At 62.6% G+C, this 13,209-nt stretch carries 16 protein-coding genes and 3 tRNA genes; 2 read left to right on the top strand and 17 right to left on the bottom strand.

All coding sequences use genetic code 11. The annotated features are described in order from the left end of the window. The 4 genes from VNN77_11225 to VNN77_11210 all read right to left on the bottom strand — a co-directional run. A partial coding sequence (locus VNN77_11225) for a transposase (GenBank protein HXG51963.1) occupies positions 1-266 on the bottom strand: 266 nt, incomplete at its 3' end. A 628-nt stretch (positions 267-894) separates the two neighbouring features. Next, a tRNA-Ser gene (locus tag VNN77_11220) sits at positions 895-986 on the bottom strand. Continuing rightward, on the bottom strand, positions 953-1,480 hold the full coding sequence (gene tadA, locus VNN77_11215) for a tRNA adenosine(34) deaminase TadA (GenBank protein HXG51962.1): 528 nt from the start codon (positions 1,478-1,480) through the stop codon (positions 953-955). The genes VNN77_11220 and tadA overlap by 34 nt, the downstream gene beginning before the upstream one ends. A 73-nt stretch (positions 1,481-1,553) precedes the next feature. Then, positions 1,554-2,372, bottom strand: coding sequence for a cytidylate kinase family protein (locus VNN77_11210; protein HXG51961.1), 819 nt, complete (start codon positions 2,370-2,372; stop codon positions 1,554-1,556). 301 nt (positions 2,373-2,673) lie between these two features. Between VNN77_11210 and VNN77_11205 the strand changes: the two genes are divergently transcribed. Beyond that, the gene (locus VNN77_11205) at positions 2,674-2,877 is read left to right on the top strand and encodes a helix-turn-helix domain-containing protein (protein ID HXG51960.1); all 204 of its coding nucleotides are present in this window, start codon (positions 2,674-2,676) and stop codon (positions 2,875-2,877) included. A gap of 19 nt (positions 2,878-2,896) precedes the next feature. Here VNN77_11205 and VNN77_11200 read toward each other — a convergent pair whose 3' ends face one another. The 3 genes from VNN77_11200 to VNN77_11190 all read right to left on the bottom strand — a co-directional run bounded on the left by VNN77_11200 (position 2,897) and on the right by VNN77_11190 (position 3,951). Beyond that, on the bottom strand, positions 2,897-3,262 hold the full coding sequence (locus VNN77_11200; protein HXG51959.1) for a response regulator: 366 nt from the start codon (positions 3,260-3,262) through the stop codon (positions 2,897-2,899). A 510-nt stretch (positions 3,263-3,772) separates the two neighbouring features. Then, a tRNA-Arg gene (locus VNN77_11195) sits at positions 3,773-3,849 on the bottom strand. A gap of 11 nt (positions 3,850-3,860) precedes the next feature. Next, positions 3,861-3,951 (bottom strand) — tRNA-Ser (locus tag VNN77_11190). Positions 3,952-4,186: 235 nt separating this feature from the next. On the opposite strand from VNN77_11190, the gene VNN77_11185 reads away from it, so the two are divergent. Further along, entirely contained in the window at positions 4,187-4,576 is a 390-nt protein-coding gene (locus VNN77_11185; protein HXG51958.1) for a polymer-forming cytoskeletal protein, read from the top strand. A gap of 31 nt (positions 4,577-4,607) precedes the next feature. Here the strand turns inward: VNN77_11185 and ilvN are convergent, their stop codons facing one another. The 10 genes from ilvN to pyrH all read right to left on the bottom strand — a co-directional run bounded on the left by ilvN (position 4,608) and on the right by pyrH (position 13,205). Next, the gene (ilvN, locus tag VNN77_11180) at positions 4,608-5,129 is read right to left on the bottom strand and encodes an acetolactate synthase small subunit (GenBank protein ID HXG51957.1); all 522 of its coding nucleotides are present in this window, start codon (positions 5,127-5,129) and stop codon (positions 4,608-4,610) included. A gap of 3 nt (positions 5,130-5,132) precedes the next feature. Further along, a complete protein-coding gene (ilvB, locus tag VNN77_11175) occupies positions 5,133-6,911 on the bottom strand; it encodes a biosynthetic-type acetolactate synthase large subunit (GenBank protein HXG51956.1) in 1,779 nt (592 codons plus the stop codon). Between the two features lie 12 nt (positions 6,912-6,923). Next, on the bottom strand, positions 6,924-7,157 hold the full coding sequence (locus tag VNN77_11170; GenBank protein HXG51955.1) for a DUF465 domain-containing protein: 234 nt from the start codon (positions 7,155-7,157) through the stop codon (positions 6,924-6,926). A 57-nt stretch (positions 7,158-7,214) separates the two neighbouring features. Further along, the gene (gene tsaB, locus VNN77_11165; GenBank protein ID HXG51954.1) at positions 7,215-8,000 is read right to left on the bottom strand and encodes a tRNA (adenosine(37)-N6)-threonylcarbamoyltransferase complex dimerization subunit type 1 TsaB; all 786 of its coding nucleotides are present in this window, start codon (positions 7,998-8,000) and stop codon (positions 7,215-7,217) included. Further along, entirely contained in the window at positions 7,997-9,079 is a 1,083-nt protein-coding gene (gene rseP, locus VNN77_11160) for an RIP metalloprotease RseP (protein ID HXG51953.1), read from the bottom strand. The genes tsaB and rseP overlap by 4 nt, the downstream gene beginning before the upstream one ends. Positions 9,080-9,102: 23 nt before the next feature. Next, positions 9,103-10,251 carry a 1-deoxy-D-xylulose-5-phosphate reductoisomerase gene (dxr, locus tag VNN77_11155; protein ID HXG51952.1) on the bottom strand — a complete coding sequence of 383 codons (1,149 nt, stop codon included), beginning with the start codon at positions 10,249-10,251 and terminating at the stop codon, positions 9,103-9,105. Beyond that, complete coding sequence (locus VNN77_11150; protein ID HXG51951.1) at positions 10,248-11,048, bottom strand: phosphatidate cytidylyltransferase; 801 nt, start codon at positions 11,046-11,048, stop codon at positions 10,248-10,250. Before VNN77_11150 ends, dxr begins: the two co-directional genes overlap by 4 nt. Next, the gene (uppS, locus tag VNN77_11145; protein ID HXG51950.1) at positions 11,032-11,811 is read right to left on the bottom strand and encodes a polyprenyl diphosphate synthase; all 780 of its coding nucleotides are present in this window, start codon (positions 11,809-11,811) and stop codon (positions 11,032-11,034) included. The genes VNN77_11150 and uppS overlap by 17 nt, the downstream gene beginning before the upstream one ends. Before the next feature lie 108 nt (positions 11,812-11,919). Beyond that, positions 11,920-12,477, bottom strand: a complete 558-nt coding sequence (gene frr, locus VNN77_11140) for a ribosome recycling factor (protein ID HXG51949.1) — start codon at positions 12,475-12,477, stop codon at positions 11,920-11,922. Further along, positions 12,474-13,205: a UMP kinase gene (pyrH, locus tag VNN77_11135; GenBank protein ID HXG51948.1), complete on the bottom strand. Its 732-nt coding sequence runs from the start codon at positions 13,203-13,205 to the stop codon at positions 12,474-12,476. The genes frr and pyrH overlap by 4 nt, the downstream gene beginning before the upstream one ends. Positions 13,206-13,209 lie beyond the last annotated feature (4 nt).

The following is a 13,209-nucleotide window of genomic DNA, read 5'->3' as shown; positions in this document are numbered from 1 at the left end:
TCCCGCAAAAGCTCGTTGCGCATCGTGATCTCACCAATCAGACCCTTAAGCCGACTGATCTCATCGTCCCGAGCATCCCTCTCCCGGATCTTTAAACCCGCAGAGCCCGCTGAAAGAAATCTCTGCCGCCACTCCGAAAGGCTAGCCGCCGTTATCCCCAGCTCTCGGGACAGCCCATCGAGATCCTCACCCCGCAGCAACCGACGCACAGCTTCCAACTTCCAGCGAGCAGAAAATCGACCTCGTTGCACTTGTCTTTTCGACATCGACACCTCCTGGGTTTTTCTCCCTAACATTTCTCCCAATCAGGTGTCCAAAGAAATCCTGGGGCGGGGGAGCATTTTCCAGTTTCTTCGCGGAGAAATTAGGACTGATGTGGTGGTCCATGTGACCCTGAGGCCTAACTAATTATGTAAGCTGGTCAGCCTATCCCGGGCAGCCGTTTTTAAACCTGGGGCTGAATCTATAACCTTCTCGGGTAGTTAGCAAGAAATTTTTATGAAACCACACCCGACAAACGCTGCACGTACGTCAGCCTGTCCTGCTCCAGGCAACGGACCGCCCGGGTCAAATACGAGTCCATCGACCGGGCTTTGGACCCCTCCACCTCCCCGGTTCGAAACGTATCCCCCAACAACTCTTGAACCGTCCTAAGGTGTTTGGACGGGAAATCTTAGGGGGTTAATGGATGTAAAAACAGTTCGAGGTTCGAAGTTCGAGGTGCGAAGGGCAGACCGGAGACCGGAAACGGAGGACCGGGACGAGCGCGACACAGGGCGCGACCAAGACGGGTTTTTACCTTGGCGGGCTTTGCGTCTTGGCGGGAAACGTCCTTCCCGGTCCTCGGTCTTCGGTCTTCGGTCTTTGGTCCTCGGCTCAGCGAGCCGTGAGGTATGGCGGAGAGGGAGGGATTTGAACCCCCGGTGCCCTTCCGGGCACACTTGATTTCGAGTCAAGCGCCTTCAGCCGGGCTCGGCCACCTCTCCGCATGTCGGGTGGATTGCTTTCGTTCCCTCAGGCTGGAAAAAAAGCCGGCAAGCAGAGCCGCGCATTCGCCCGCGAGCACCCCTGCGGTCACGGGAAGTCGATGATTGAGCCTCCCGTCTTCGCACAGACGGTAAAGCGACCGTACGGCCCCTCCCTTCGGGTCCAGACAGCCGAAAACGAGTCTGGCGATCCGCGCCTGCAGGATCGCTCCGACGCACATGATGCACGGTTCCAGCGTCACGTAGAGCTCGCACTCGTTCAGGCGCCATGTTCCGAGCGCGCCCGCCGCCTCGCCGATCGCGGCCAGCTCCGCGTGAGCCAGCGGGCTCTGCAGCGATTCCCGCCGATTGTGGCCCCGGGCGACGACGGCGCCGCCGCGAACGACGATGGCTCCTACGGGAACCTCATCTTCGGCGGCGGCTTTCTCGGCTTCTTCCAGGGCCGCACGCATCCAGCGCGCGTCGAGCGCTTCGCGTTCGTGTGCCGGGCTCATCGGGGAAAAAAATCTAGCACGAAACGATCGCGAATGAAATCGGGGGGCTGTCGCGGGAAGCAGGAAGCCGATATCAGGGATGCATGTACTCGATGGGCGGCGGCTCGATGTCGGTGACGACACGGCTCACCCCCGGCACGCTTTTGGCGATCTGCGTAATCTCCTTCTCCAGCTCCGGGTCCGCGAGAATCCCGGAGATGTAGACCTCGCCGCCGTCGCTCCGGACATTCAGGATCACGTTGCGGGTCTTGGGCGATGTGATCAGAGCCGCTTGAACGCGTGCGGTCGTCGTCAGGTCCTGGAACGCCTTTTCGGATTGCGGCGTCGGCTGGAACTCGGGTCTGCGGACCATGTCCGCGATGACCTGCGCGGCGCTGTCGATGCTCACGCGGGCCGTGTTCAACACCAGATCGTAGGTCAACGGATCCTGCCAGTCGATGTTGAACAGCGCCCGCAGCCGGCGACTTCGCACGCGGTCGAGCTCCTTCAAAAAGTGACGCGCGTCGTCCGCGGTCATCCCCTTCTGCGCCCTCACCTGCTCGATCCTGTACTCCAGAGGAGCCAGAACCAGCACTCTCAGCACGTGGCTGATTCCCGGGAAGAACTCCTGCCCCGCCCGTCCGTGATAAACGAGATTTCCCCCTTGAGCCACCTCGCACATTGCCGCCTGGAGCGTGATTCGATAGAGCCTCAGACTCTCGACCCAGCGCTCCCACCAGCGCCCCTCGGTCTCCAGGACCTCAGTGTACTTGGCCTCCGGTATCCCGTAACGCCGATGGGCCTCCAGCAGGACCTCGCGGTCGATGGAACGATAGTTGAGGGCGGCGGCAACCTTCTCGGCAATCGCTCCGCCGCCGCTGTAAGCCGCATGGGAAATCGTTACGATCGACACGACGGACCTCCTTGGGCTCCCGCGGATCGTCTTTACGCGGAAGGCGCTACCCGCAAAACCCGGGCTGGGCCTCCCGTTAATGCGAGGCCATTCTTGCACCGGGGCACTTTCGACGTCAAGTCTCTGAGGACCCCCCGGCGGAAGCGGTCCGGGAGGGGTCAAATGCGCCCTTGACAAGGTCGAAATTTTGGGCCTAGTATGCTACGCTTTTTCGCAGTCACAGGTAGAACCTGTGCCGGGCGTCGGAAGTTGAAAAAACGGGGTTGGGCGCGGGCCCGGGGTTCGAAGAGGCTTTTTTCGGTTGGCCCGTAGCATGCGGCAGCAGCGGACGTTTCTCACCACCAAGGAAGTGGCGCGCTATCTGCGCGTCAATCCCTATACCGTTTACCGGCTGGTATCCCAGAAAAAGCTGCCCGCCTACAAGGTCGGCTCTCAATGGCGGTTCAAGCGGGCGGTGCTCGACCAGTGGCTGAGCAGCCGGCTGAACACGCCGCTCCACCACTGAACGACTTTACGTCCCTTGTTCAGGTTCGGGTAAGCCGCCTGAGCCTGGTGATCACGTCGAGAGCCCGGACCGGCTTGGAGAGAAAATCGTCGCAGCCGGCTTCGATCGACCTGTCCTTGACGTGCGGCAGGGCGCTCATCGCCACGACAGGTATGCGATAGGTCTTCGGGTCGTTGCGGATAAAGCTGACCACTTCGAGCCCGTCCATATCCGACAGACCGGCGTCCAGCAAGACCAGGTGAGGGGTCTTTTCCTGGAGCGCCTGGATGGCGCCCTCACCTGTCCTCGCCACAAACGTATCGAAGCCGGCGATCTCCAGTTGCTTCTGGAGATAGGCGCTCTCGCGCGGCTTGTTGTCCACGATCAGGATTGATTTCTTGGTCATCCCGGCGCACCCGCCGTATTTTCCACGCAACGGGCGTGCCCTTCCCGGAAAAAGACGACAGGACCGGCAGCCTGGCGCCAGCGGAGCCCGGCCGTCGAAACGACGACCACCTCTTTCCGTACAAAACCGTACCGTTTGCGGCAAAATTGGCCTGAAAGGCTGAATTGACGCAGAGGGGAAAAAACAGAATCGTTTACTTGATCGTCCGGCCCTTGAGGACAATTCCCGACGGATCAATGCACTCGCAAGGCTCTCCCGCGGGGCCGAGCCCGTAGGGGCAGATCATCCGCCCTGCATTGCACTCCCTGGCGCTCCAGTGGTCCGCCAACGTCTGGAAGAACCCCCGCGTCGGCTCTTCCTGGCCGCGTCTCCCCTGGGCAGGGGAACCGCCTGCTCCACAGCCCGCCAGGAAAAAGATAACAGCAGCGACGAGCCCGGAGACGGCCGGCCGCCGCTCTCTCTCAGTCGCCTGGCCTCGATACGGTGGGTTCAAAGCCGTCTTCCGGAAAGTGGCGCGCCCGGAGGGATTTGAACCCCCAACCCCCAGATCCGTAGTCTGGTGCTCTGTCCAATTGAGCTACGGGCGCTTGATGATGATTGGCGGAGAGAGAGGGATTTGAACCCTCGGTACCCTTTTGGGGTACACACGCTTAGCAGGCGTGCGCCTTAGACCACTCGGCCATCTCTCCGTGCACCGCGCTGCCGGGTCCCCGACACAAATTGCCAGAAAAAGTTTTTTTAAGCTAGCACAGCAGCCCTGCGTTTTCCACAATGACGCTGCGCGGGCCCGCTGCCGCAGTCGACGTCGGCGCTTACCTCCTCCGTTTCCGCGACTCGCGAAGGCCTTGCGGCGCAACAAAATTGTGGACAATTTTACCTTTCTGCTCTATAGTTCGTGCCTGAGTCCATCCAAAAGGAGACGCTATGGCCGAACCACTGAGGCCCGCCGACCTCGGCGCCTTTCTGGGCCCGGGAACCAAAGTCAACGGAAAGCTTTTTTTCGACGGCCCGGCCACCATCGAGGGCGAGGTGGAGGGGGAGATCGTCGCTCAAGCCAACGTCAACGTCGGCCAGCAAGCGACGGTGAAAGGAAAGATCAGCGCCGCCTCCGTCCTGGTACAGGGCAAGGTGCTGGCGGACATCGTGGCCGAAAAGAAGCTGGAAATCCAGCCGCCTGGCTCGGTCGTGGGCGACGTGAATACGCAAAGCCTGATTATCGGCGACGGTGCCGTGCTCGAAGGCCACGTCTCGATGAAAAAAGAAGGCCGGGTTCTCCCGTTGCGTCACGACGTAAAGAGGGAGGGCACCTCCTGAAAGGGCGCGGCCTCCCGCCGATCCTGTCGCGCTAGGTTTTCAGGAGAGCTGGTTCCCGCCTCGGGGACGCGGTCCGCGTCGTCTCGCGCGCGATCGCGATGCGTCCGGTTCGAATCAGCTCCTTGATCCCGAGGGGCTTCAAGAGATTGATCAGCGCTTCGACCTTGTCCACGTCGCCCGTGATCTCGATCGTGTAGGTCGTCGGCGACGAATCCACGATCTTCGCCCGGAAGATGTCCGCAATCCGGATCGCCTCGTCGCGATGCTCCGGTTTGGTGTGGACCTTGATCAAAGCGGTTTCCCGGTCCAGATAGTGGGTTTCCGTGAGGTCCACCACCTTTAGAACCTCGACCACCTTGTTGAGCTGCTTCATGATCTGCTCGATCACCCGATCATCACCGACCGTAACGATCGTGATCATCGACGTCGTGGGATCGAGCGTCGGCGCCACCGAGAGGCTCTCGATGTTGTAGCCGCGGGCGCTGAACAGCCCCGCGACCCTGGCGAGGACCCCGAACTTGTTTTCGACCAGGACAGATATGATATGTTCCATTCGCTAGGCGGGAAGGACACCCTCTCCCTCGTCCACCTTTCTTTTGTGTGCTCCGCCCTTCCTGGCGTTGACCAGCTCGGGCGGGTCTTCGAGCATCATTTCGTGGTGCGCTCCCCCGGCCGGAATCATGGGGTAACAGTTTTCGTACGGATCGGTGTGGATGTCCATGAGCACCGGACCCTTGTGCTTCAGCGCCTCCTTGATCACCGGCTCGACCTCGTCCGGCTTGACCGCGCGCAAGCCGAGAATGCCGTAGGCTTCCGCAAGCTTGACGAAATCCGGGATCTTGCCGAGATAGCTCGCCGAGTAGCGCCCCTCATAGAACAGATCCTGCCACTGACGGACCATGCCGTGGAAGCCGTTGTTCAGCAGCGCCACCTTGACCGGCAGCTTGTGCTCGGCGACCGTCGCCAGTTCCTGGAGGTTCATCTGAAAGCTGCCTTCGCTGGTGATGCAGAGAACGAGCTTTTCCGGATAGGCCTTCTGGGCCCCGATCGCCGCCGGAAATCCGAACCCCATCGTCCCGAGCCCTCCGGAGGTCAGCCAGGTGCGCGGCTTGGAGCCTTTGAAGTACTGAGCCGCCCACATCTGGTGCTGTCCCACGTCGGTCGCGACGATCGCCTCGTGGCGCGTCAGCTGGTAGAGCTTTTCGATGACGAACTGCGGCTTGGTCACGCGATCGTCCTGCCGGTAGGTCAGCGGGTGCTCGTTCCTCCACTGCTCCACCTGTTTGAGCCACGCCGCCCGCTGCGACTTCACCTCCGCGGGGTTCCCGTCCATCGAGCGCAACATCACGTTGAGCTGGTGCAGCACCGCCTTGACGTCTCCGACGATCGGAATGTGGGCGTGAACCGTCTTCTTGATCGATGTCGGATCGATGTCGATGTGAACGACCCGCGCTTCCGGGCAGAACTCGGAGAGCTTTCCGGTCACGCGATCGTCGAAGCGCGCGCCGACGGCGATCAACAGGTCCGCATGGTGCATCGCCATGTTGGTCCAGTAGCCGCCGTGCATCCCCAACATCCCGAGAGAAAGCGGATGGGTGCCGGGAAAGCTCCCCAGTCCCATCAGCGTCATCGTCACGGGAATCTGCGTGATCTCGGCCAGCTCGCGCACCTCGTCGGCGGCGTTGGCGAAGATCGCTCCCCCGCCCACGTAGATCACGGGCTTCTTCGCCTTCATGATCGCTTCGGCGGCCTGGCGGATCTGGTGCTTGTTTCCGGTCACCGTCGGGTTGTAACCGCGCAGGTACACCCGATCGGGATACTTGAACTCCGCCTTGTCCGTGCTCACGTCCTTGGGGATGTCGACCAGGACGGGACCGGGTCTTCCCGACGTCGCGATGTAGAAAGCCTCCTTGATGGTCTGCGCCAGATCGGCGACGTTCTTGACCAGCACGTTGTGTTTCGTGCACGGCCGGCTGATGCCGACGTTGTCGGCCTCCTGGAACGCGTCGTTGCCGATCAGGTTGGTGGAAACCTGGCCTGTAAAGGCCACCAGCGGAACGGAATCCATGTACGCGTCGGCCAGGCCGGTTACGATATTGGTCATGCCCGGACCCGAGGTCACCAGGACCACGCCGGCCTTACCGGTCGCTTTCGCGTAGCCCTCGGCCATGTGCGCCGCAGCCTGCTCATGGCGCGTGAGAACGAGCTCGATGTCCTTCTGCTGGCACAACACATCGAAGATCTTGAGCACGACACCGCCGGGCAGACCGAAGACGGTTTTCACGCCTTCGTGCCGCAGCGATTCGACGAAGATTTCCGCTCCGCTTTTTTTCATTAATGCTCTCCGTCAGCTCGTACCGGCGTGCCGGTATTTGTCGAGAATCGCCATCATCCTGTCCTTGCCGATGAGCTTGAGTTTCTGCAACCGTTTCTTTTCTATTTCCTCGTCCGCCGATAGATGGATCTTGTTCTGGTACTCCGTCAGCTTTCGTTCCAGCTCTTGATGCTCTTCATAATACTTCTTGAGCTCCGGGTCCTTGTCCAAAAGCGAGACGATCGCTTGCTCTTCTCTGCTTTCCATGAGGAGCCTCCTTGATTATGAAGTTTTGCTGACGTGGCTTCGCGGCCTCAATCTAGCCTACGGTCCGGGCTTTGTCAACGTAGTCTTATTCATTGATTTCAAGCATTTATCCCCTTTTCCGGCTTCCGTCGCGCCCTGTCCGCGGCGAAGGTAAATCGGCACCAGCGAAGCGACCGGATCGGCCAGCCTGGCGCGGAGCCGCCGCTCGGCCAGGAGCGCTGTGGACGCCGCGATCGTCACGCAGCCTTCTCCGGACCGGATCTCCGCAGCCCCGCCGAGCCCCTGCTCGATCAGCGCCCGGTACGCCACCGCGCCGTCTCCGAAAAAACAAAGCGGCCGGCCGGCGGCGAGCGCCACCGACGTCTCGATCATCTCGGGCACGGAGAGAACGGCATCCTCGGTGAGCCGCCGCACGCCGCCGTTCTCCGCGGCGAACAACGCGGCGTACACTTCCTTCTTCCGCGCGTCGAGGCAGGAGCAAACGAGACCCGGCGCGCCGCGTACGCGCGCCGCGTTGGCCCACAGGGTCGAGATGCCGACTACGGGTACACCCCACCCCACCGCGAAACCCTTGACCGTTCCCAGAGCGACCCGGAGCCCCGTGAACGAGCCCGGCCCGATGGAAACGGCGACCCCGTCGACCTCCGAAAGCGCGCGTCCGGAGCGGCGCAGGACCGTCTCGATCAGGGAAAGAAGCGTTTCGGCGTGGTTGGCTCGGGGGACCGCCGAGGTCGGACGCGGATCATGGCCCGCCTCGGAGCACTCCTCTCCGATCACAAGCCCGTCCTCGACCAGCGCCGCGCTCGCGGCGGACGCCGCGGCGTCGATGCCGAGGATCCTCATCCACCGACCTGCTTTTCGAAGAACCTCGCGATGTCGTTGTAAAACGCGTAGATCATCAGCAGCATGAGCAGAAAAATCCCCACCTGTTGCGCCATCTCGCGATGCTTCAGCTCGACCGGACGGCCGATCACCGACTCCACGAGAAAAAACAGCAGGTGACCGCCGTCGAGAACCGGGATCGGCAAAAGGTTCAGCACTCCGAGGTTGATGCTGAGAACCGCGAGAAAATGGAGAAAGCTCCACAGCCCTTCCTGGGCCTGCTGCCCGGCCATTTGCGCGATCAGGATCGGCCCGCCCAGGTTTCTCGGCGAAACCTCCCCCTTGACCATCTTGTAAAGGCCGACCAGCGTGATCCTGGAGTATTCATAGGTCTGCTCCAGGCCCCGGGCCAGCGCCAGCCCGGCGTTGCCTTTCTCGAGGGTGGCCTGGCTGCCGATGCCGATGATCCAGTCCTCGCGCACCTCGCCGAAGATCGTCCGCACCTGCTTTTTCGCAGGCTGAATCACCACCGACAGCGTCTCGCCGCCTCGCTGGATTCCCACCGTGACCGGCTTTCCGCCGCTTTGTTTGATGCCGGAGGAAAGCTCCTCCCACGCGCGGATCGGCCGGCCGTTCAGCTGCACGATGCGATCCCCCTCCAGGATTCCGGCTCGCGCCGCCGGCGAACCGGGCTCGACGCTACCGACCAGATTCGAGACCACCGGCACGCCGTAGAACAGGAAAACCACCGAAAGCAGCACCACCGCCAGGAGAAGGTTGAACCCCGGCCCTGCTCCGACGATCGCGATCCGCTTGAGAAGGCTCTTATGAGCGAAGGACCTTTCGAGATCGGCGCCGCGGACCTCCTCGTCGGGGTCCTCGCCGATCATCTTGACGTAGCCGCCGAGGGGGAAGGCGCTGAGCGCGTACTCCGTCTCCCCCCGCTTGATCCTCCAGATCTTGGGACCGAAGCCCACCGAAAACGTCACCACGCCGACGCCGCACATTTTGGCGAGAAAAAAATGGCCGAACTCGTGGATGACGATCAGGACGCCGAGCCCGGCTATGGCTGCGGCGACGGCATAGACTAGATTTTCCATTTCCGGTTCTCCTCTGGCGGAGGCTAGCGCGCCAGCGCCGCCGCTCTCTCCCGAGCCCAGCGATCGACATCGAGGATTTCTTCAATGTCTCTCGGATGTCTCCGCACGTGTTGCTGCATCGTCCTTTCGATGATCCTGTGAATCTCCAGAAAACGGATCCGGCCCGCCAGGAACGCCTCGACCGCCACTTCGTTGGCGGCGTTCAGGACGGCCGGCATCGTCCCCCCTTCACGCAGCGCCTCGTACGCCAGCGCCAGTGCCGGGTAACGTTTCCGCTCCACAGGCAGGAAGTTTAACTCGCCGTGACGGGTCAATTCCAGCGGCTTCCAGTTCCCCCGCAGCCGATGCGGGTACGCCAGCGCGTAGGCGATCGGGATGCGCATGTCCGGAACTCCCAGCTGGGCGATCACGGAGCCGTCCTGGTAGCGCACCATGGAATGCACCACGCTCTGAGGGTGGATTACCACGTCGATCCGCGCCGGCTCCATGTCGAACTCCCAGTGCGCCTCGATGACCTCCAGCCCCTTGTTCATCATGGTCGCGGAATCGATGGTGATCTTGCGCCCCATCTTCCAGTTGGGGTGACGCAGCGCCTGCGCCACCGTGACCCGCCGCAGCTCGCCGAGGGGCGTCTTGAGGAACGGCCCGCCCGAGGCTGTGAGGATCAGCTTGTCGACCTCTTCGCGCCGGTTCCCCTGGAGGCACTGGAAGATCGCGCTGTGCTCGCTGTCCACGGGTAGCAGCCGCACCTTCTTTTTGGCGGCGGTCTTGACGAAAATCTCCCCCGCCATGACCAGCGCTTCCTTGTTCGCGAGCGCGATCTCCTTCCCCGCCCGCACCGCCTGCAGCGTCGGCATCAGCCCGGCCCCCCCTACGATCGCCGCGAGCACCACGTCGACCTCGGCCGCGGTCGCGACCTCGATCGCTCCTCGCTCGCCCCACAGGATCTCGGGCCGACGCCGGCCGATCATGGCCCTCAGCCGCGGCACATCCTCCTCGTCCCTGATCGAAACGTAACGGGGCGAGAACTCGCGTATCTGTGCCGCCAGACGCCGTAGATTCTTCCCGGCGACGAGCCCGCAGACCCGGAACCGGTCGGGGAAGCGGCGCACAAGATCGAGCGCGCTCACGCCGATCGACCCGGTCGAACCCAGAAGAGCCAGTGTCCTCATCGATGAAACGCGTCCAGGTAGAGAACCGTAAAGGCCGCGGCGAAGACTAGGCTGTCGATCCGGTCAAGCACTCCGCCATGGCCGGGAAGGAACGTCCCGGCATCCTTGATGGCGAACGCCCTCTTGATCCACGACTCGAACAGATCGCCGAGCTGCCCGACCAGGCCGAGCAGGCCTGCCAGTCCCACGGCCTCGAGCCAGCCGATCTGCGGCGCCAGAAACGGCGCGCCCAGGGCCCCCGCGGCAACACCCCCGGCGACATAGGCCAGCGCCCCTTCGACGGTTTTGCCGGGACTGAGCTCGGGGACGAGCTTGACGCGGCCGAACCGACCCCCGATGAAATACGCCAGCGTGTCTCCAGACATGATGACAAATAAGACGAAAAAAACCCAGCGTCGCCCTTGGTCCCGCTCGAACAGAAAGATCCATTGCGGCACCAGGAGACCGATGTAGAGAGTGCCGAGCAGCGTCCAGGCCAGCCCCGCCAGTCTCTCCTTCAACGGTCCGCCGAGAAAGAGATAGACGGCGAAAAGCAGCATCAGCCACCCGGCCGGCGCGCCCGCCCGGCCGGGTCCCCATATTACCGAGGCCGACAAGAGGCCCCCGAACAGGGTCCCCAGAAGGCGATGTTTCCTGCTTTCGGGAAAGACGACGCCGAAATATTCCCACAACGCCCGCAGAGCGACCAGAAGCAGAAATCCGGCGAAGACCTCCCGGCCGGCCCACCCCACCAGCACGACCAGCAGCGGGATTCCCGCCGCCGCAGTCGCCAGCCTGGCTCTAAGATTTGCTTCCACCGGCCTTCGCGGGCGAAGGAAGACCGTCGAGTATCTGCTCGTCGGTTCGGCCGAACCTCCTGCGACGCCGCTGGTATTCGAGGAGCGCTTCCAGGTACTGGGGCTCCCGGAAATCGGGCCACAACGTGGGAGTGACGTATAGCTCGCTGTACGCGATCTGCCAGAGGTAGAAGTTGCTGATCCGCATCTCGCCGCTGGTGCGGATCAGGAGGTCGGGATCCGGCACGCCGGGAGTATCCATGTGCGCCGAGATGAACGGCTCGGAAATGTCGTCGGGCGAGCACTCCCCGCGCCGGACCTTTTCCGCGATCTTGCGCGTCATGCGCACCAGCTCGTCGCGGCCGCTGTAGCTGAGCGCCAGCACCACGGTCATGCGCCTGTTGTCGCGCGTCAGCTCGATCACTTCCTCCAGCGTCCGCCTCACCGCCGGCGGCAAACGCTCGCGGTCCCCGACCGCCAGCAACCGGATGCCGTAGCGCATCATCTTGTCCTGCTCGGCCACCAGGTAGTGCTCGAGAAGTCCCATCAACGCATGGACCTCGTCGTCGGGACGGTGCCAGTTTTCGGTCGAGAAGGCGAACAGGGTCAGATAGGGAATGCCGAGCTTGCGGCTCATCTCGACGATGGCCCGCACGGAGGTCTTGCCCTTGCGGTGGCCCTCGATGCGGCTCTTTCCCCGCGAGCGCGCCCAACGGCCGTTGCCATCCATGATGATGGCCACGTGCCGGGGCAACCGGCTCTTTTCCAGTGCGCCGAAGTCCATCTCAGGCCTGGCGGGTCACGCTGCGCTTCATCGACGGAAGGCCGGAAGGGGCCGCGGGGAACCTTTTTCGCAGGAACGCGGAAACGGCCGGCACGGAGGCGGCGGAGATCACACCTCCATGATCTCTGCTTCCTTCGCTTTCAACACCTTGTCCACCCGGCCGACGAACTCGTCCGTGATCTTCTGCACCCGTTCCTGCGCGTGCTTGCACTCGTCGGCGGTGATCTCTTTTTTCTTCTCGCTTTCCTTGAGGCGCTCGATGGCGACCCGGCGATGGTTGCGGAGCGAGACGCGGTACTCCTCGCCGATCTTCTTGACGTGCTTCACCAGCTCCTTGCGGCGCTCTTCCGTCAGCTGCGGGATCGGCACCCGGATGATCTTGCCGTCGTTGGCGGGAGTCAAACCCAGATCCGACTTGAGGATGGCCTTTTCTATATCGCCGATGGCGCTGCGGTCGAACGGCTGGATCACCAGCAGCCGCGGCTCGGGCGCGCTCAGCGTGGCCAGCTGGTTGAGCGGCGTGCTCGCTCCGTAGTACTCCACGACCAGGCCCTCCAGCAGAGCCGTCGAGGCCCGTCCGGTTCTCAGCCGCGCCAGCTCCTTGCGCAGAGCGTTGAGCGACTGCTCCATCTCTTTCTGCAACTCAGCGAACAAGGCTTCATTCATCGTTTCCCCGCGCTTACCAAGGTTCCTATCGGTTCACCCGACACGACCCGCCTGATATTGCCCTTTTCCATCAGATTGAAAACGATGATCGGCAGCTGGTGGTCCATGCACAGCGAGATCGCCGTGGAATCCATGATCTTCAGCTCGCGGTTCAACACCTCGATATAGGTCAGCTCCTGGAATTTCGTGGCGCCCTTGTACTTGAAGGGATCGGCGTCGTAGACGCCCTCGACCTTCGTCGCTTTGAGAATGACCTCGGCGCCGATCTCCATCGCCCGCAGGCTCGCCGTCGTATCCGTCGTGAAGTAGGGATTGCCGGTCCCGCCGGCGAAAATCACGACCCGCCCTTTCTCCAGATGGCGCGTCGCGCGGCGGCGGATGTAGGGCTCGGCCACCTGGCGCATTTCGATGGCGGAAAGCACCCGCGTGGAAACGCCGAGCTTCTCGAGCGCGTCCTGCAGAGCGAGGCTGTTGATGACGGTCGCGAGCATGCCCATCGTGTCGGCGCTCGCGCGGTCCATCCCCATCTCGCTCGCCAGCGCGCCGCGGAAGATGTTGCCGCCGCCGACGACGAGCGCCATCTCGCAACCCATATCTTTGACTTCTTTGAGCTCCTGCGCGAAGGCTTTGACGGTCTTGCCGTCGATGCCGAAGGCCTGCGGGCCGGCGAAGATCTCCCCGGTCACCTTCAGGATGATCCGCCGGTATTTGAGCTTGCCGTCGTTCATGCGG

Source organism: Candidatus Zixiibacteriota bacterium (assembly GCA_035574315.1).
In the GTDB taxonomy this organism is placed as follows: domain Bacteria; phylum Desulfobacterota; class Binatia; order UBA9968; family UBA9968; genus DATLYW01.
Note: the sequence above shows the minus strand (reverse complement) of the source record. Positions and strands in the feature narration are given on the sequence as shown.